The sequence below is a fragment of the Acinetobacter sp. V2 genome (assembly GCF_001188385.1).
In the GTDB taxonomy this organism is placed as follows: domain Bacteria; phylum Pseudomonadota; class Gammaproteobacteria; order Pseudomonadales; family Moraxellaceae; genus Acinetobacter; species Acinetobacter oleivorans.
On sequence record NZ_JZFB01000001.1, the window covers coordinates 144933 to 163627 of the forward strand.

14 protein-coding genes and 2 pseudogenes are annotated in these 18695 nt (G+C 35.9%); all 16 read left to right on the forward strand.

Annotated features, from left to right (window positions below; translation table 11 throughout):
* Positions 1-67, forward strand: a pseudogene (locus tag UC75_RS19490) (hypothetical protein); the annotation flags it as partial.
* A 46-nt stretch (positions 68-113) separates the two neighbouring features.
* Positions 114-989, forward strand: a pseudogene (locus tag UC75_RS00675) (tetratricopeptide repeat protein).
* 693 nt (positions 990-1682) lie between these two features.
* Entirely contained in the window at positions 1683-2372 is a 690-nt protein-coding gene (locus tag UC75_RS00680) for a hypothetical protein (protein ID WP_013198292.1), read from the forward strand.
* 16 nt (positions 2373-2388) lie between these two features.
* A complete protein-coding gene (gene tssB / locus UC75_RS00685; protein ID WP_003651049.1) occupies positions 2389-2892 on the forward strand; it encodes a type VI secretion system contractile sheath small subunit in 504 nt (167 codons plus the stop codon).
* Positions 2885-4366 carry a type VI secretion system contractile sheath large subunit gene (gene tssC / locus UC75_RS00690; RefSeq protein ID WP_004793199.1) on the forward strand — a complete coding sequence of 494 codons (1482 nt, stop codon included), beginning with the start codon at positions 2885-2887 and terminating at the stop codon, positions 4364-4366. Before tssB ends, tssC begins: the two co-directional genes overlap by 8 nt.
* 49 nt (positions 4367-4415) lie before the next feature.
* Complete coding sequence (locus UC75_RS00695; protein WP_003651052.1) at positions 4416-4919, forward strand: Hcp family type VI secretion system effector; 504 nt, start codon at positions 4416-4418, stop codon at positions 4917-4919.
* A gap of 78 nt (positions 4920-4997) precedes the next feature.
* Positions 4998-5474 carry a type VI secretion system baseplate subunit TssE gene (gene tssE / locus UC75_RS00700; protein WP_002048404.1) on the forward strand — a complete coding sequence of 159 codons (477 nt, stop codon included), beginning with the start codon at positions 4998-5000 and terminating at the stop codon, positions 5472-5474.
* A gap of 16 nt (positions 5475-5490) precedes the next feature.
* The gene (gene tssF / locus UC75_RS00705; RefSeq protein ID WP_049836361.1) at positions 5491-7302 is read left to right on the forward strand and encodes a type VI secretion system baseplate subunit TssF; all 1812 of its coding nucleotides are present in this window, start codon (positions 5491-5493) and stop codon (positions 7300-7302) included.
* Positions 7266-8264 (forward strand): type VI secretion system baseplate subunit TssG, encoded by a 999-nt coding sequence (gene tssG / locus UC75_RS00710; RefSeq protein ID WP_049836362.1) that lies wholly within the window; start codon positions 7266-7268, stop codon positions 8262-8264. Before tssF ends, tssG begins: the two co-directional genes overlap by 37 nt.
* Positions 8261-9670 carry a hypothetical protein gene (locus tag UC75_RS00715; RefSeq protein WP_049836363.1) on the forward strand — a complete coding sequence of 470 codons (1410 nt, stop codon included), beginning with the start codon at positions 8261-8263 and terminating at the stop codon, positions 9668-9670. The genes tssG and UC75_RS00715 overlap by 4 nt, the downstream gene beginning before the upstream one ends.
* Before the next feature lie 30 nt (positions 9671-9700).
* A complete protein-coding gene (tssM, locus tag UC75_RS00720; RefSeq protein ID WP_049836364.1) occupies positions 9701-13522 on the forward strand; it encodes a type VI secretion system membrane subunit TssM in 3822 nt (1273 codons plus the stop codon).
* A 37-nt stretch (positions 13523-13559) separates the two neighbouring features.
* On the forward strand, positions 13560-14519 hold the full coding sequence (gene tagF / locus UC75_RS00725; RefSeq protein WP_004793188.1) for a type VI secretion system-associated protein TagF: 960 nt from the start codon (positions 13560-13562) through the stop codon (positions 14517-14519).
* A 2-nt stretch (positions 14520-14521) separates the two neighbouring features.
* A complete protein-coding gene (locus UC75_RS00730) occupies positions 14522-15289 on the forward strand; it encodes an OmpA family protein (RefSeq protein ID WP_005304028.1) in 768 nt (255 codons plus the stop codon).
* 16 nt (positions 15290-15305) lie between these two features.
* Positions 15306-15569 (forward strand): PAAR domain-containing protein, encoded by a 264-nt coding sequence (locus UC75_RS00735; RefSeq protein WP_005304032.1) that lies wholly within the window; start codon positions 15306-15308, stop codon positions 15567-15569.
* A gap of 148 nt (positions 15570-15717) precedes the next feature.
* Positions 15718-18399 carry a type VI secretion system ATPase TssH gene (gene tssH, locus UC75_RS00740; RefSeq protein ID WP_128825098.1) on the forward strand — a complete coding sequence of 894 codons (2682 nt, stop codon included), beginning with the start codon at positions 15718-15720 and terminating at the stop codon, positions 18397-18399.
* Between the two features lie 21 nt (positions 18400-18420).
* The coding region (locus UC75_RS19500) for a type VI secretion system ImpA family N-terminal domain-containing protein (RefSeq protein ID WP_228136985.1) at positions 18421-18695 on the forward strand (275 nt) is incomplete at its 3' end.

Consider the following 18695-nt stretch of genomic DNA (forward strand, 5'->3'; position numbering starts at 1 on the left):
ATATAGAAAAAATTTAAAAGGTAAAGACCCTTATCCAGAAGATTATTTTGATAAGAAAAATTTTTGAAGTAAAAGGTTGTTCAATGAAGCCTAGATAGTTTGTCGTTACCTTAATATTAGTCATATCTGCATGTAGTCAACAGAAAGAAGAATACACTCACGGAACTTTGACTAAAGATTATAAAGATGTTTCTGAATACAAGTCTAAACATGATCTGGAAAAGGCTACAAAGGTAAATGATGCAGAGGCTATTTTTGTATTGGCATCTATGTATGCCACAGGCGAAGGTGAAAAATTTGATCTAAAAAAAGCATTGGAATTATCTGAGAAATCTGCACAACTAGGCTCCTCAAATGCCATGCTTCAATTAGGACTGATTTATCGAAATGGCAATGAAGTTATTAAAAAAGATGATCAAAAACCTTTAATTTGGTTTGAAGAAGGAGCTAAAAAGGGAAATCCTTCCGCAATTCACAATGTTGGGTTGGCCTATTACAAAGGTTTAAATGTAAAACAGGATAGAGCAAAAGCTTTTACATATTTTATTCGATCTGCTGAATTAGGACTCATACAATCCCAGACGGTAGTTGCTGCTCAATTATATGTAGGTGATGGTGTTGAGAAAGGCATCAAAACATCTTTTAAGTGGTTATTAAAAGCTGCTGAACAGGGACATCTTTAGTCAAAAAACAATGTAGGCTTGGCTTATGAGCGAGGTGATGGTGTAGAGCAAGATCCGCTTCAATCACTTGTCTGGTTTAAACGCGCTGCTGATCATGGACATGCGTTAGCGCAATATAATACTGCTCTTAAGTATTATAATGGTGCAGGTATGAAACAGAATTTAGATGAATCAATCCGATATGCAGAAATAGCTGTGCGCAATGGAAATAAATCTGGAGCAGACTTGTTATTTAATATTTATTCGGATGATAGTAGTTCAAAATATAGTCCTGAAAAAGCTAATTATTGGAAGTCTAAAATATAAATTTATACTTAAAGAAAAGTTCTTTTGAGTGGAAAGGCCTTTTTCTTTTTCTCTAACTTAAAACTCGCAATATTCTTTAAAACTATAACGCCAAATAGTTTAATTTTCTTGATATTGAGTGTGGTTTTGAACTATCTAAGAACTTGACCTTAAGAGAAAGATGGTTACTCATAAATCTATGAGTTTTATTGATTCTACTTGCTATCCCAAAATGAAATAAAAAAATATACTAAATAGACAGATTAGTCTTGACAAGTTAAATTTTATTTACATTGAATTTTACTTTCATAAATTTGAAATGTATCTTTTGCAATCATTTAATCTGTTCTATCGTTTAAATCAAATGAAATATTTTTAAGAAAATGTTTCATAAAACTTAACTAAATGATATTTATGATAATTTTTAGTTTAGTTTTAATTTTCATTTAATATATAAAAATCAACAACTTATTTTTAATTACAAAAAATAACAATATTATATTTTTATAAGAATAACTTTATTAAGCTATATTTTATAACCATCTTAACTATTTACTTTTAGTTTAAGTTGATATGATTTTTATATAAAATATGTTTGTTTATATGATAAACTGCGCGTAAATTTTTTGAATATAAGGTTTTTAGACTGATTTTTTAATGTTTTATCAATATTAACTTTTCAGTAAAGCCTTGAATAAATAAGAAAACAGAGGAATGAAAGTTGTGTTGAAACGAAGTATTTTGATACTTTCTCTGACTGGAAACATTATCGGTCTATCAGGTGCTCATGCGGCAGAACTTGAGCCTGTAAAACTTAAAAAAAGTTGTATTAAAAAAAATCCTTTAGCAGAAGGTCAGAATGACCCTGAGCTATTGAATATTTTTAAACAAGTTTGTGATAGTGATAATACGACTCAAAAAAATGATTTATTAGCTAAAGCAGCTATGCGCTTTTATCAAACCAATCAACCAGTTAAAGCATTAAATTTGGCAAGTCAATTGCAAAGTCAAAATATACGCGGTTCATTAATAACAGATGTTTTATTTTTATCTGGTGTAAGCATTGCAAATAACTCTTTGCAGCAAATGCGAAGTCAGGAAATGCGTTATTTAAGCAATGATGTAACTTATCCACCCGCTAAACAATTAATTGAAAATATCCATACTTCAATGCCTGCGCCAGATATTTCAAATGTTAAGGCGGCTACAGAAGGTGGCTCAGTTGATAATGAAAGAAGAAGTTATAGAAAACAAACTGTAACCCGCAACAGAGTTACAGCTTCCAGAGCAGCAACAAAACGAGTAGCAACTCCAGCAAAAGCAACTGCGGTTAAACCAAAAACTGCCCCTGTAGCCAACGTTAATAAATCAAAAAGTTCGCCTTTTGACCCTTTAATTAAATAATCAGGAATAGAATCTTATGGCTAAGAGAGAAAGCGTACAAAAGAAGCTTCAGCGAATTCGACCTCCACGTGTTCAGCTTACATATGATGTCGAAATTGGTGATGCAAAAGAAGCGAAGGAACTACCATTTGTTGTTGGTGTGATGGGTGATTTTTCGGCAGCTTCTGAGCTTGAACGTACAAAATTAAAAGATAAAAAATTCATTAATGTCGATTTAGATAATATTGATGAAGTTATGGAGTCATTGTCTCCAAGAGCTGCTTTTCAAGTAGATAATACGCTGACTGAAGAGGGTGGAAGAATTGCAGTTGATTTAACATTTAAGTCAATGGAAGATTTTCGCCCAGAAAATGTTGTTCAACAGGTTGACCCATTAAAGAAACTTGTTGAAGCACGTGAGCGTTTAACAGATTTAAGAAATAAGATTTCTAACAGTGAGCGTTTAGAAGACTTACTTGATGAAGTGCTTAAGAGTACTGATCAGATCCGTAAATTAAGTGCGGAGGCTGATCATGAATAATGCTCAATCGGCAGCAATGCCTCTTGCTGAAAATGAACAAGTTAATCTTCTAGACTCGATTGTTGAAGAGAGTCGTATTGCTCGAAATGAAGAAGAACATTCGCGTGCAAAAAGCTTAATCGGTGAACTTGCCAAAGAAGTAATGGCAGGCACAATTACAGTTTCTGAAAATATGACTTTATCAATCGATAAGCGTATTGCGGAAATTGATGCACTGATTTCAAATCAATTAAGTCAGATCATGCACAATGAGCAATTCCAAAAGATTGAGTCAACTTGGCGTGGTCTTTACTACTTCTGTCAAGAAACACCTTCTAATCCCCTCATTAAAATTCGTATGTTGAATACGACTAAAAAAGAGCTGGTTAAAGATTTTCAAGGTGCTACAGACTTTGATCAAAGTACTTTGTTCAAAAAAATCTATGAAGAAGAATATGGATCTTTTGGTGGTGCACCATATTCAGCACTGATTGGTGATTTTGAATTTGACCGTACACCTTCTGATATGTATTTGCTTGAGCAAATCTCTCATGTTGCTGCAGCGGCACATGCACCGTTTATTTCGGCGGCTAGTCCAAGCATTCTTGGTCTTGAATCATTTACAGATATTGATCGCCCTAGAGATGTGTCGAAAATCTTTGAAACAGCTGAATATGTTCAATGGCGTTCATTCCGTGACAGTGAAGATGCTCGTTATGTCGCTTTAACCTTGCCGCATGTGCTTGGTCGTCTTCCTTATCATCCAAAGGAAGGAACTGCTACAGAAGGGTTTAATTTTGCTGAAGATGTTTCGGGTGCAAACCATAACGAATATTTGTGGATGAATGCTGCTTATGCTTTCGGTACTCGTTTAACAAATGCATTTGATATGCATGGTTGGTGTGCTGCAATTCGTGGTGTTGAAGGCGGTGGTTTAGTAGAAGGCTTACCTGTTCATACGTTTAAAACACAAGATGGCGAAGTGGTATTCAAGTGCCCAACAGAAATTGCGATTACTGATCGCCGTGAAAAAGAATTAAGCGATTTGGGCTTTATTCCTTTAGTGCATTGTAAGAATACCGATTACGCTGCTTTCTTTGGCGCGCAATCAACTCAAAAACCTAAAAAATATGACAATGATACAGCAAATGCTAACTCTGCTTTATCAAGTCAAATTCAGTACATCATGGCCGTTTCACGTATTGCTCATTATTTAAAAGCAATGATGAGAGACAAAGTGGGTAGCTTTGCTTCTGCTGGAAATGTTGAAGCATTCTTAAATGAGTGGTTGTCACAGTATGTATTACTTGATGATGGTGCTTCTCAAGAAGCAAAAGCTCAATACCCTCTACGCGAAGCGTCTGTAAAAGTTGTAGAAGATCCTGCTCAACCAGGTCACTACAAATCTGTGGTTTTCTTGCGACCACACTTCCAGCTGGATGAGTTGTCAGTTTCTTTGCGACTTGTTACTGAGTTACCTCAGTCCTCAAATTAATAAAGGTCAGCGAAAGAATAACTTTAAATTACAAATAGGAAAGTTCTAAATGAAAGATATATACGTTGAGTTTCGCGGTAAATATAAAGTTGATGGCGAGTCTCGTGACTCTGAGCACAAAGGCTGGTTAGAAGTTAACTCTTGGTCTCACAACATTCGTCAACCTAAATCTGCTACTTCAAGTAGTGTTGGTGGTCATACTGCTGAACGTGTTGAACATTCAGATATGCTTTTTATTAAAGACCTAGATGCAACTAGCCCGAAATTATGGGAAGCATGTTCAGCTGGTTATACATTTGATGAAGTACAAATTGATTTTTATCGTGCAAATGGCGATAAACGTATCAAGTACTTACAAATTAAATTGAAGCATGTTCTAGTTTCTAGCGTAACTCCAACAGTTAACGAAGAAGGTGTACCAACTGAAGCGTTTGGTTTGAAATACGCAGCTGTTGAGTGGACATATAACCAACAAGATATTAACGGTACTGCTAAAGGTGCTGTTACTAAGAAATGGTCACTTTCTAATAATACTGCTTCTTACGCAGCATAATTATTTAAGTGAATATTTGGTGGAGGCTGACATAAAGTTAGCCTCTGCTGTCTTTAAGCATGCTTGTTGTGAACTCGAATGAATTTAGATCGGCTTTATCCATACGGATTTCGTTCAACTTTGTTTGATCGCTTAATTCCTGAAAGTGAAGATTATGCAAAGGGTCTTTCTATTCAGCAGTTAAGAGAATCGGTAGCAAAAGATTTAGAAGACTTGCTGAATAGTCGAGTCGCTAAATTGGATCATGTGGTCGATGATTATCCGCTAGTTAAAAAATCTATACTTCAGTTCGGGATTATTGATTTTGTGGGGCTTTCTACAGCCAATCCGCTAGATCGAGACAAGATTTGCCAATCCATTGAACAATCAATAGCAGCTCATGAACCTAGATTAAGACAAATACGGGTAGAGATGTTGTTGGATGGACATAATATGGGGGCACTATGTTTAAGTATTCAGGCTTATCTAAATATTCATCCACTGTATGAACCTGTCGTTTTTGATGCATTGCTAAAACCGACAACGCAGCAATATGTAATTTCAGCGAGAACCTAAGCGTAGTGGGTGTGTTGTGATAGAAGAGCTTTTACCGTTTTACGAAAAACAACTACAAGAATTTGGTCAGCAATCTCGTGAATTTTCACAAAAATATCCGAAAATTGCTCAGCGCTTATCTTTAAATCAAGAGCAGATTGATGACCCGCATATTGAGCGTCTTATACAGGCGTTTTCATTAATTGCTGCCCGCATTGATAAAAAGCTTGCTGATAGTTATGACGTATTTACGCGCTCTCTATTTGAGGTGATGTTCCCTCAATACTTACGTCACTTTCCTGCTTGTTCGGTGGTAAGTTTCGAAGATATAAATAAGATAAAGCAGCTCACAGAAGCGCATATTGTTCCTGCACATACCATCTTAAAGTCGCGTAGTTTTAAAGGGGTTCAGTGTGAGTTTAATACGACGCAAGAAGTTAAATTACTCCCGATAAGTTTGCAAGCGCTAGAGTTTAAAAGCACACCTAGTGCACATATGCATTTAAGTCAAAATGCGACTTTAAATTTTAAATTCGAAATTTTTAACAATGCTCATCTATGTTTAAAAGATGAAAAACTACCTATTTATTTAGATGCAATTTCTAATTTTCCACTTCAAGTACTAGATAGTATTTTTAAGAAGGGGACAACTTTTGCTATTAAGATAGGGCAGAAAGTTGTTGAGCTGAATAAAAATCCATTTAAATTAACTGGCTTTTCAGAGCAGGAAAGTCTATTACCTCTCGATCAGCATACTCATCATGCCTATCGATTGCTGATGGAATATTTTTGTTTTCCTGAAAAATTTAATTATCTAAAACTCGATTTAAGTTTTTTAAAGCTTCTATCTTTAGAAGAGAGTGGTTTTGAGCTGCTTATACATTTTAAATTAAATTTAAATGATCAAGCCTTAGTCCGAAATTATTCTGAATTAAATATCGCTAATTTTAAATTATTTACTACACCAGTCATTAATTTATTTGAAAAATACGCTGAACCTCAAAAAATTGTACATAAGCAATTAGAATATCCGCTGATTACAGATGCTCATCATCCTGAGTTTTATCAAGTCTATTCAATTACTGAAATGAATATGGTTCGTGAAAAAACGAGTCAAGAAGAAAGCTATGTTCCTGTACTACCTTTTTTCGCTATGAGTCACTACCATGTTGATAAGGCTCGTTTTTTCTATTCAGTGAACTATCAAAAATTACAACCCAATTTCGTCGAAATGGGGTATTCAATTATTTCTAAAAATCTAAATCCTTCGTCAACACGTTCGGATTTTATTAGCACAAAATTATTATGTTCAAATCGTGACTTACCACATGAGGCATTGGGTCAGTCTAATAATATATTGAACCTCAATGATAGTAGTTTGGCTCGCCGTGCGATTGTTTTAAAAAGACCTACAAAACCATATCAATTTGGTCAAAGTCAGAGTGAGCAGTGGCGTGTTATTTCGCACCTTTCATTGAATAGTTTAGCTTTAATGAAAGGTGATGCGGTATCTCATATTAAAGAGTTACTTGCTTTATACAACTTACCATTGTCAAAAGAAAATTACCTAATTATTGAATCAATCAAGCATCTTGAATTTTCACTTACTCATAAACTTGTAGATGGAAAGCCATTTCCAATGTTTGTAAGGGGTGTGAAGGCCGAATTGCAAATTGATTCATCTGTATTTAGAGGGCATAGCCTATACATTTTTAGCCAATTGTTAAGTCGTGTTTTTAATTTAAAGGTTCAAATTAATAGTTTCGTTGATTTGGTTGTTAAGGATTATTCATCTCAGCAGGAGTTATACCAATGCAGTCAGAACGTTGGTGGCAAGACTCTTCTATAACAGCTGAGCTCTTTACAAAGCCAAAGTCTTTTGAATTTATTCAAGCAACACGGCTATTAAGACACGATTCAAGTCGCACAGTTGGTACATCTTGGAGTGATCATTTTAAGTTTGAGACATCCTTTAATTTAAATTTTCCTGCTACAGAAATTGAAAATTTAGAATTAACGGACGAGCGGATTTATATCACAAATTTAATTGTTGGTCTTACGGGCATACAAGGTGCTTTACCTTATACATATACGAATAAGATTAAGCAGGCCCCGCGTCAGCAAAGAGCTGAAACTAAAGAGTTTCTGAGCTTATTTAATCATAAGCTTACTGCCCAATATCTAGAGTCCAGCATCACCTATAATTTGCCGATTCGATATGAGATTGAGCATAAAAATGATTATCTAGATATTCTGCATGCGTTAAATGGCTATGTAAGGTCGCAACATAAGCAAACAGAGCTTGATGATTATTTTGCAGAGTTTTCTGGATTAATGCAGGGCCAGAATAATACAGTTCATGCATTAAAAACGATGCTGTCGTGTATTTTTAAACATGAAATTACGATCAAAGAGTTCATACAAGAGTCTTTCAAATTGGCGAGTGACCAATTAACAACTTTAGGTGGAGCTCAGCCGAGTCTACTTGGTGTTAATACATTTTGTGGCGAAACTATTCAGCAAATTGATGGGAAAATTGAAATTCAAATTGGGCCATTAAAGCGTCAGCAATATCTCAGTTTTTTACCAAATCAAGAGTTAAGTTTAAAGCTTAAAAAAATTGTAGAAACTTGGTGTAGTCCAACTTTATCAATAGATCTTCGACTCGTATTAGATGAGTCAGAAATACAACCTATTTGTCTAACTCACCATAATCAGAGTGGTTTGGGACAAGGTTCTTTTCTTATATCACGAGAACCGAAAGTACATAGCCATGAAACATGTTATAGCCTTATTGGAGAGCGAATATGATTAAAAAAATATTACTCTCGTTCATCGCTATTTTTGCATTAGTTAGTGGATTTATTATTTTCTACTGGCGTGATGTTCAATATAACCCTGATAAGGGTGATTTTTTCCTTTATTTCCTGCTATTACCAGCAATTATTACCTTGGTGATTTTATCGCCATGGTTAATTTATAGCGCTTATAAAAATTATAAAGAAAAGAAAGAACAAGCTATAAATCAAGATAAAGATGATACTAACCAAAAACAAACTGCAGTAACCGATGCATCACTCGAACAGCTAGATTTTAATATTTACTCTTCTTTTGCTGTGCATGCATTTGGTGAGAATGAAAGCATTATTGCAGAGCTACAAAACTTTAAAAGTCCAGAGCTGGATGATCAACTGTTAAATTCTTATGGATTGCCTCTTTTATCTTACCGAATTAAAGACTTTGATGAAGATAATCATGAGGAGAGCGAGTATGCATCTCCACGACAAGTTCGTATGATGTCATTAATAAAACAGCAATTAGAACAAAATATAGAAAACTTATATCTTCTGGCAGAGCATTTAAAACGTTCAACTTTATTTTATGAGTCGCAGCAAGCACGTGAATATCATATGCATCCGGCATGGGTTGATCCTGAGTCTGAATATGATGATGTTCAAATGCCGATAGTCGAAGTTTATCGTTTAAATCGCTTAAATCTACATATCCTTCTTTCGGAGGATTTATTACATATCTGGAATGATGAACAAAGTAATGAATTAATTTTAGAGTTTTTTGCTGAGATCGGCATTCCTGCTCAAAAGATCCATATTGAATATCATTTTTTTGGAGAGCAACTGGCTTATCAAGAGCTGATACACCTATTAAAGGGTATTCATAAAAGAGAACACGAGATGTTCTTTTTGCTCGTAGCCGATTCCGAAATTGATCAGGATCTAGTCGATGAAAAGTCTTGGATGATTAAAGATTATATTCCTGCTGAATTTGCAGCAAGCTGTTTACTTGCTGATCCTTTAGTAAAAATTCAAGAATTAGAACCTACAAAAAATCTGAAAGTTGTTGTAGGCCAACAAGATACAGCAAAGCTTTTTACTAATTTTGAATTTCATGATTTACCTCAACATGAAGGTGAGGATCCTTATGTACTGATACTGTCAGATCAGACGGATATAAAAGTTTCGAAGAAATTGCAGCAACACTTTCTTCAAACACCTGTAGAACCACATCACTATATTTATGTGAAATCTTCATTAGGGCATACCCAACATTTAGCTGATATTTATGGCTTTATGCTGAGCATGCATTTCCCTGAACATATCATTCCTTTTGTCTTTGGTGAAAATACAGTGTCAGCACATACATTTGTGCAAAGTGTCACTGAAAATTCAGAAGATGATGTGATGGTGTTGAATAACTAATTTAAACTTTGGACTTAGAACGAGAATAGAATGCATACAATTTTAGGCTACTTGTGGCAGTACATCACGAATCCTAAAGCAATTATCGCCTTGTCATTGTTCGTGGCATTGATGTCTTCATATACTTCAATTCCTCGTCATATATTCTGGGCTTTAGCAACTGCCTATGCTTTGGGTCTTATTGTTTATGGTATCTATTGGCTTATTCAACGAAGAAAGCATGCTGCTCAAGGCGAAGAGCTAGCTGAAGCAATTGAAAAAGACAACCAAGCTGAATATGGCAAAAATAAAGATAAAGAAGAGCTTCAGCTTGTTAGTCAACAAATGAAAGAATCAATTCAACTGATTCGTAAATCTAAGTTGGGTGATAAAAAAGGGAATGCTGCATTATATGAGCTTCCTTGGTATATGGTTATTGGTAACCCAGCCGCAGGTAAAAGTTCAGCTATTTATAATTCTGGTTTAAAGTTTCCTTTCGAAGAAACGCATCAAAAAATGGTATCTGCTGGTTTAAGCGGTACTCGAAATTGTGATTGGTTTTTCTCTACAGAAGGTATTTTGCTCGATACAGCGGGCCGTTATTCTGTTTATAGCGAAGATCATTCTGAGTGGTTAGGTTTCTTAAATATTTTAAAAAAGAACCGTTCTAAAGCTCCGGTTAATGGTTTGATTTTAATTGTTAGTATTGCTGAGCTAATTAGTCAAAGTCCTGAAAACTCGTTAAAGCTAGCTAAAAATTTACGTGCTCGTATTCAAGATCTAACCGAACGTCTAGAAGTAGTTGTACCTGTTTATTTAGTCTTTTCAAAGATGGACTTGATTGCAGGTTTTACCGAGTTTTTTGAATTTTACGAAGCTCAAGAATATAACCAAGCTTGGGGAGCAACGCTTCCATATGAGCAGAGTTCTTCTCATAACGCGGTAGATTTGTTCGAAAAACATTACACCATTCTTTATGATGGTCTAAAAGGGGTAAGTTCGACTCATTTAAGTCGCCGTCATTCGCAAAATATCTCACCAAGTGTAATGACCTTCCCGTTAGAATTTAAAACATTAAAACCAGCTTTAAAAAGCTTTATCGGTACACTTTTTGAAGATAATCCATATCAATTTCAACCTGTTTTCCGTGGGTTTTACTTCACCAGTGCTTTGCAGGAAGGTGTCATTGAAAGTCCAATGACAGAACAAATCGCACAAGAATTTCAGCTGACTCAAATTGCACAAAGTGATTTAAAAGATCATTCAAAAATTACCCCTAACCATGGCTATTTCTTAAATGGACTTTTTTCAGATGTTATTTTAAAAGATAAAGATCTTGTTAAGCAGCATGTAAATACGGGTAGAAAGCGTCAACGCTACATTGCATTTATTGGTGCTTTAGCGGGCGTTTCAATTATCCTTGGCGTGTGGGTTTGGTCATACCGTAATAACCAACAATTAATTGGTGAAGTTCAGGCTGATTTAAATAAGGTTGTTCAACTAGAAAAAGCTTCTGGTCAGCAACTGTCTACCCAATTAGAAGCTTTACTTATTCTTCAAAGACGTCTACAGCAGTTGGATGAGTTTGATGAAAATAGACCGCTTAAGTTTAGTTTTGGTTTATATCAGGGCAATGAGCTTCGTGAAAAGTTAAAAGCTGAATATTTAAAAGGTGTTAAGCAAATTGTATTGACACCGACACAGCAAAATATTGCTCAATATTTGCAACGCGTAAAAAATAATGAAGCGACATTAAAAGCGAATCATACGAATGTTGAAATCAAGCAAACTGCTCAGTCTCAACAGTATTTAGAACCTTCAGATACCAATCCTCAAGATGCTTATAATGCATTAAAAGCGTATTTAATGATGAGTAATCCACAATACATGGATGCAAGTCATCTGAGTGATCAGGTTACGCGTTTCTGGCGTTCTTGGTTAGACGCAAATAAAGGTCAAATGCCACGTGCAGATATGATTCAGGAAGCTGAACAAATCTTGTCGTACGCAATGACTTTGGCAAATGATAAACAGTTCCCAATTTTAGATGCAGATTCGCAAATCGTTGATCAAACACGTCAAGTATTGCTCTCTGTTGTTCGAGGAATGCCTGCACGTGATCGTGTTTATAACGAAATAAAAATGCGTGCTGCGGTACGTTTCCCTGCGTTGACTGTAAGTCAGATTGTGGGTGAAGCAAATAAAAATGTTGTATTAGGTAGTTATGCATTACCGGGTGTGTTTACCCAAAAGGCATGGAATGACTATGTAGAAAAAGCAATTGAAGAAGCGGCAGATAAGCCAACAGATAGTAAAGATTGGGTGCTAAATAGTCGTCAATCTGATGATTTAACTTTCTCAGGTAGTCCAGAGCAAATTAGAAAGCAACTAACAGCGCTCTATAAGCAAGAATACATTGCGGAATGGAGAAAATTCTTAAATGGTATTCATTATGCTAAGGCTGCCCAATTCCCTCAGCAAGTAAAAAATATTGATGTTTTAGGTGAGCCACAGAACTCTCCAATTAGAACATTAATTGAAAGAGTGGCAATTGAAACAAACTGGGATAATCCAGTTGTACAAGCTGAGTTAGCAGCTCCACAAAAAGGATTTGTTGCGTGGTTTAAACGTAAGGTTTTAAATCATGATGATAAGGCTGCTAATCAAGTGGCGACTAACGCTCAGGGCGCTATTTCTCAAGAATACCAAATGTTCTATCAGTTGGTTCGCAAACGCGATGATCAACAGGGTAAATCATTACTTGATGAATATATGACAAATTTAGCCCTTGTTCGTAGCAAGTTTAATGAGCTTAAGAATGCAGGGGAAGTTGGGCCTAATGCGATGACATTAGTCAAGCAAACCCTGAATGAGCAAACTTCTGTATTTAACCAGACGCAAAAAATTGTAGATGAAAAAATGGCGGTTGGTTTTAGTGAAATTGATCAGCGATTACTACAAAAATTAGTAGTTAGCCCACTGACACAGGCTTTCGAGAGCTTAATTACGCCGACACAAGACGAAATTAATAAATTATGGGTCATGCAAGCCTATCAGCCATTTACAGCAAATCTTGCTAAGAAATATCCATTTAATTCATCAGCTTCTTTGCAGGCAACAAGTAGTGAAATTGGACAAATCTTGGGCGAAAACGGTAGCATTTCTCGTTTTGTAAAAGAAAATCTTGATCCATTTGTGATTCGTCGTGGTTATACATTAACGTCTAAGACATGGAAGGATTTAGGAATTAGTTTAAATCCTCAATTCGTTATGAATTTCCAAAGATACGTTACTCCATCTAATGGTATGGCAACAGGTGAGTTGAATAGTCAAGCTCCTGCTGCGCCTGCAACTAATCAATCTAACTTCCAGTTCTACCCAATTCCAAATCCACAATTGCTTTCATATACCGTGGATATTGATGGTCAGCGCATGACTTATGAGAACGGTGTGCAACAGTGGGTGAACTTCATTTGGCCAAATCAAGGCAGTATTCCAGGTGCTCGAATTACCGCTGTAGATTTACAAGGTCAAACGCATACGATTTTTGATGAGCCAGGTGAATACGGTATTAACCGCTTAATTGATAGTGCTCAGCGTAAAGAACAAAATGGCGGATTTGAAATGCTTTGGCGTAGTAAAACCGACCCATCATTAGTTGTAAAAATGAATTTCCGTCTGATCAGCAGTAATTCAGGCAGTATTGGTTCAAGCCGTGGTTATGCAGGTATGCAACTAGTGGATAAAGTCACTGCTGATAAAGCAGCTCGTGTGGTGTCTGCTCAGCAGGCGCCAGCTCAAGCAGCAGCTCCAGCAAAAACAGAAAATCCTGTTTCAGCACTTGCTCAGCCTTCTGCGGGAGTTAAACCATGACATGGAAAATAACCTCTATGCGAAAGGAGGAGCAATAATGCAAACATTAAAAACAACTCCTTTGTATTACGGCAAAAGTCCTGCACGAGGCGACTTTTTAAAAACAAAAGGTCAGAATGCTTTAATACAGTTGCTTGATCAGTGGATTACTGAAGCATTGGAATACGCAATGCAATCGGGCAGCTTTAAAGAAGCTTATAACACGTTGCCTTCACTGGATTTCTTTATTGCGAATCCGAAAGAAAATATGTTTTTAGCGGCGAACCTTCTCGCAAGTGAAGATAGTTCGGGTCGATCTTTTCCAATGGTACTCAGCCATTTATTAGAAATTGATTTACCGTATGATAATTTGCTATATGCGCCTTATAGCTATAAACATGTACTCGTTGATTTATTCCAAAACAATCGTACTTTAAAAGGAATTAAAGATTCAGATCTGTTACTTGGAAAATTAGGTCACTTACAAAATCAAATTCAGGTTTTAACTGAACGCGAGTGTGTGGGTTTCTATGAAAATCATACGATGCATTCATTTGCTCAATTAATGAAACTCAGTATTTATGAGTTAGCGCAAAGTATGATTGGGCTAGGATTATTACTTCAGCCAATTTTACAAAATGGAACCAGTCGCTTAAATAAAGTTTTAATTTTGCCTATTAATAATCCTGCTTACAGTTATGAAATAGCAGCCTTTTGGGTCAGTATTATTTGTCGCTTTTTAAAGGAACATAATACTGAGGTGTTGATAGGTTTATTACATCGAGAGCAACCTGTATTGTTCTTCGGTTTTCAAGGGGCTGATATTTTAGCCCTGAGCGATATTTTTACTCAGAATATGGATAGTAAACATTGGGTTTCTTTAATAGAAGCTCAGTGGATTGATACTTATTTGGAGCAGAATGCTGGTTTAGCTACGCTAGAACAATCATTATGCCAACGCCAATTAAGTTTAAATCAAGGCTTAAAACTATTTAGACAAACTTTTTTGGGTGAATAATAATGAATCAACGAAATCAAACTAAACTTACACAGCTCATAAAAGGCTGTTTTATCTATGCGATTGCTAATTATGCTTTGGCTCAGCCTATTGTTGTAGAAGGTGTGGTTCCAAATGAGGCGAGTAAACAGGCCATCTTATTAAAAATGCAATCTGTTTATGGTGCTGATCAGGTAGTAGATAAAATACAAGTGAGACCCGTCGCTGCTCCAAATGGATGGAGTGATTCTGTTACGCGAGTTATTACACCTGACTTAAAAAAAGTTTCACAAGGTAAATTAAGCGTAAATGGTACTCGATTTGAGCTAAGTGGAAAGATGCTGAATCCAGCAGATATTCAACCTACCATTCAATCTTTTCAAGGGTTAGTACAGCCACCATATCAACTGTATTCACAGTTATCAGTCAATCAGGCTGAGCAAAAAATCATTGATGACGCACTTAAAAATCGAATTATTGAGTTTGAATCTGGTAGTGCAGTTTTAACTGATGCGGGTCAAAAAATTCTAGACGAGATGGCTGTTGCCTTGAATAAAGTAGGCGGCAAAAAAGTCAAAATCGTAGGACATACAGATAGTTCAGGTGATGCGACTAAAAACTTGAAACTTAGTCAAGATCGTGCGCTAGCAGTAAAAAACTATTTGATTAGTAAAAGTATTCCTGCCGACCATTTATCTGCCGAAGGTTTAGGTTCATCTAAGCCTGTTGCAGATAATACTTCTCCAGAAGGCAGAAAGAAAAACCGTCGAATTGAGTTTACTGTTCTATAAATATAAGGAGAAGAACATGGCTAGCCCTTACATTACGATTGGATGCCCAACAACTGGTGGAGGGCAAGTCATTTCAGGAAACAGTACATTTTTAATTGATGGAATTGCAATTGCCTGTGTAGGAGACAAAGCGACTTGTCCATTACACAAAATAGTTGCAACGATTGTATCTGGAGATCCGAATATGCTTGTCATGGGTAAATCAGCAGCGCGTGTAAATGATTCATTATCATGCGGCTGTAAATTATTGCCAAAACAGAGTTTAGTTAATCAAGGATAAGGGTAGAGATATTTCTATATAGATATAAATATCTACTAAAACATATTAACGCTTGAAATGATGAGTAGTTTGTCTGATAAAGCTGAATTTTGTTAATATACAGGCATTATGATTTTAAGCATTAAATTATTTAAAAATATTGAGAGTAATGATGAGTAATTTAAAAATTTTAATTACAAAACTTTCTACAGTTGCACGAACTGCTTTAGAAAAATCGGCTAATGCTTGTGTTATTCAACAAAATTACGAAATTGAAATTGAGCATTTATTCTTAGAGTTACTTAATCAATCTTTAGAGAATGATTTAAAGATTTTATTAAAGAAATATAAAATTTCATCTGAAGCTTTGGCTGATGATTTAAAAGAAACAATTTCTCAATTACCGAAAGGTAATTCAAGAACTCCTATTTTTGCTAAATCTATTGTTCGTTTGTTTGAACAAGCATGGTTATTGGCTTCGGCTGAGCAAAACCCAGTTATTCGCAGTGGTCATTTATTAGTTGCGTTATTAACTGCACCTGATTTATATCAAATTGCGACTCGTGCTTCGAGTTTATTTGATCTCTTACCAATTGATTCAATGAAACATAAGTTTCTTGAAATTTGTGAGAAGAGTGTTGAACAACAAGATGAAACAAAAGCATCTTTAGGTGAAGCTGAAGAAACAGACCTGACTGTAGCAAATACCAAAACTGCTAAAACACCAGCACTTGATCAATATACGATTAATCTCACTGAAAAAGCGAAACAAGGCGGTATAGATCCAGTTATTGGGCGTGAATATGAAATTCGACTAATGCTCGATATTTTAATGCGTAGACGCCAAAACAACCCAATCTTAACTGGAGAGCCAGGTGTTGGTAAAACAGCTGTGGTCGAAGGTTTAGCTTTAAAAATTGCTCAAGGTTTAGTGCCTAATGCCCTAAAAAACGTGCATTTACATGTATTGGATATGGGACTTTTACAGGCTGGAGCAAGTGTTAAAGGCGAGTTTGAAAATCGTCTGAAACAAGTGATTCAAGAGGTCCAAGCTTCTGCTCATCCTATTATCTTATTTATTGATGAAGCGCATACTTTAATTGGTGCAGGTGGACAAGCCGGGCAAAATGATGCTGCAAATCTTTTAAAACCAGCACTTGCACGTGGTGAATTGCGTACCATTGCTGCGACTACTTGGGCAGAATATAAACAATATTTTGAAAAAGATGCTGCATTGAGCCGACGTTTTCAGGTGGTAAAAGTAGAAGAGCCAACCGAGGAAGTTGCGGTAGATATGTTGCGTGCGATGATTCCTGTCATGCAGCAGCATTTTAAATTACAAATTGATGATGAGGCGATTGTTACAGCGGTTCACTCTTCACATCGATATATTAGTGGACGTCAACTTCCGGATAAAGCAGTTAGTGTTCTTGATACGGCAGCAGCACGTGTTGCGTTGACTCAAAATGCTCAACCTGTAAAGCTTGATCAGTTAAAGGCTCAAGAGCATAACTTAAAGCTTGAACAGCAAATTTTAGAAAATGAACATCGTCAGATACCAATTCATCATGAACGATTAGAAACTTTAAAAGCTAATTTAGAATCTTTGCAAAAAGAGATTCATGAAACTGAAGAGCAGTGGAAAAAAGAATTAGAACTTGTGCATAAAATTCAGGAATTAGAAGCACAGAATCATTCTAATGAATCTGAAGCTTATGATCAGATTAATTTACTGCGTAAAGATCTTGCTGAAATTCAAGGCCAGCAACCATTAGTATTTGAAAGAGTAAACTCTCAAATTATTAATGAAATTATTTCTGATTGGACCGGAATTCCTGTTGGAAAAATGGTTAATGATGAAATTAAACAGATATTAACGCTTGAAGATAAATTGGGCGAGCGTGTAATGGGGCAAGATTATGCACTTACACAATTAGTTCAAGGCATTAAAACTTCAAAAGCAAGACTTGAAGATCCGAATAAGCCACAAGGTGTTTTCCTTTTGGTGGGACCAAGTGGTGTCGGTAAAACTGAAACGGCATTAACGTTGGCAAATGAATTATATGGTGGTGAGCAGCATTTAATCACCATCAATATGTCTGAATATCAAGAAGCACATACTGTATCTTCGCTTAAAGGTGCACCTCCTGGATATGTGGGATATGGTCAAGGTGGTGTTTTAACAGAAGCTGTTCGCCGCAACCCTTACAGTGTTGTGTTGCTTGATGAAATTGAAAAAGCACATAGTGATGTTCAGGAACTGTTCTATCAAGTATTTGATAAAGGTACTTTAGAAGATGGTGAAGGACGAGTAATTGACTTTAAAAACACCACTATTTTGTTGACTTCTAATGCTGGCTCAAGTGCGATTATGCAAGCTTGCTTAAATACACCAGTCGAAGACTGGCCGACAGCTGAAGAGTTGATTGATCACTTAAAACCAAGTTTATATAAGCAATTCAAGCCTGCATTTTTAGGCCGAATGAGAGTTGTGCCATATTTCCCATTGCATGACGATCTACTTGTACGGATTATTAAACATAAGTTAGGCAAGATCACAGCAAGAATTGAAAAACAATACGGTACACAAGTCCAGTATTCTGAAGATTTGGTAGAGCTACTTTTAAGTCGCTGTACAGAAGTCGATAGTGGTGCACGTAATGTTGATAATATTTTAAATTCTACGGTGTTACCTGCATTGGCTACAGAAATTTTAGTGGCTTTAGCAGAGCAAAAGTTGCCAAAAATTATCATGATTGATGCTAAAGATGACGAAATTCAATATTTACTAGATCCGGTTGCAAAAGCTGCTAAAAAAAGGACCAGTAAAAAGTTGAAGTCAGAAGTTTAAATTGAATAGAGCTAAAATTAGATGAATATTGATATTTCTGAACTCCTTGAACCCATTAGCGATAGCTTACCTTGTGGTGATGACTTTTCATTTTCTAATGAATTTCATGAAATCAAAAAGGCGAAAACACAAGATGATCTATTGCTAGATCAAGGCGATTGGGTTGCTGAGCGAAAACAAGCCGACTGGGATTTTGTATCAAATAAAACGAGTGTTTTGCTAAAAGAGAATACTAAAGATATTCGTCTATTAACTTGGCTCATAGAGGCTTGGACTCATCTTTACGGTTTTGAAGG

Coding starts and splice junctions, on each gene's coding strand:
- UC75_RS00680 (WP_013198292.1), top strand. CDS start 1,683: ATGAAAGTTGTGTTGAAACGAAGTATTTTGATACTTTCTCTGACTGGA.
- tssB (WP_003651049.1), top strand. CDS start 2,389: ATGGCTAAGAGAGAAAGCGTACAAAAGAAGCTTCAGCGAATTCGACCT.
- tssC (WP_004793199.1), top strand. CDS start 2,885: ATGAATAATGCTCAATCGGCAGCAATGCCTCTTGCTGAAAATGAACAA.
- UC75_RS00695 (WP_003651052.1), top strand. CDS start 4,416: ATGAAAGATATATACGTTGAGTTTCGCGGTAAATATAAAGTTGATGGC.
- tssE (WP_002048404.1), top strand. CDS start 4,998: ATGAATTTAGATCGGCTTTATCCATACGGATTTCGTTCAACTTTGTTT.
- tssG (WP_049836362.1), top strand. CDS start 7,266: ATGCAGTCAGAACGTTGGTGGCAAGACTCTTCTATAACAGCTGAGCTC.
- UC75_RS00715 (WP_049836363.1), top strand. CDS start 8,261: ATGATTAAAAAAATATTACTCTCGTTCATCGCTATTTTTGCATTAGTT.
- tssM (WP_049836364.1), top strand. CDS start 9,701: ATGCATACAATTTTAGGCTACTTGTGGCAGTACATCACGAATCCTAAA.
- tagF (WP_004793188.1), top strand. CDS start 13,560: ATGCAAACATTAAAAACAACTCCTTTGTATTACGGCAAAAGTCCTGCA.
- UC75_RS00730 (WP_005304028.1), top strand. CDS start 14,522: ATGAATCAACGAAATCAAACTAAACTTACACAGCTCATAAAAGGCTGT.
- UC75_RS00735 (WP_005304032.1), top strand. CDS start 15,306: ATGGCTAGCCCTTACATTACGATTGGATGCCCAACAACTGGTGGAGGG.
- tssH (WP_128825098.1), top strand. CDS start 15,718: ATGATGAGTAATTTAAAAATTTTAATTACAAAACTTTCTACAGTTGCA.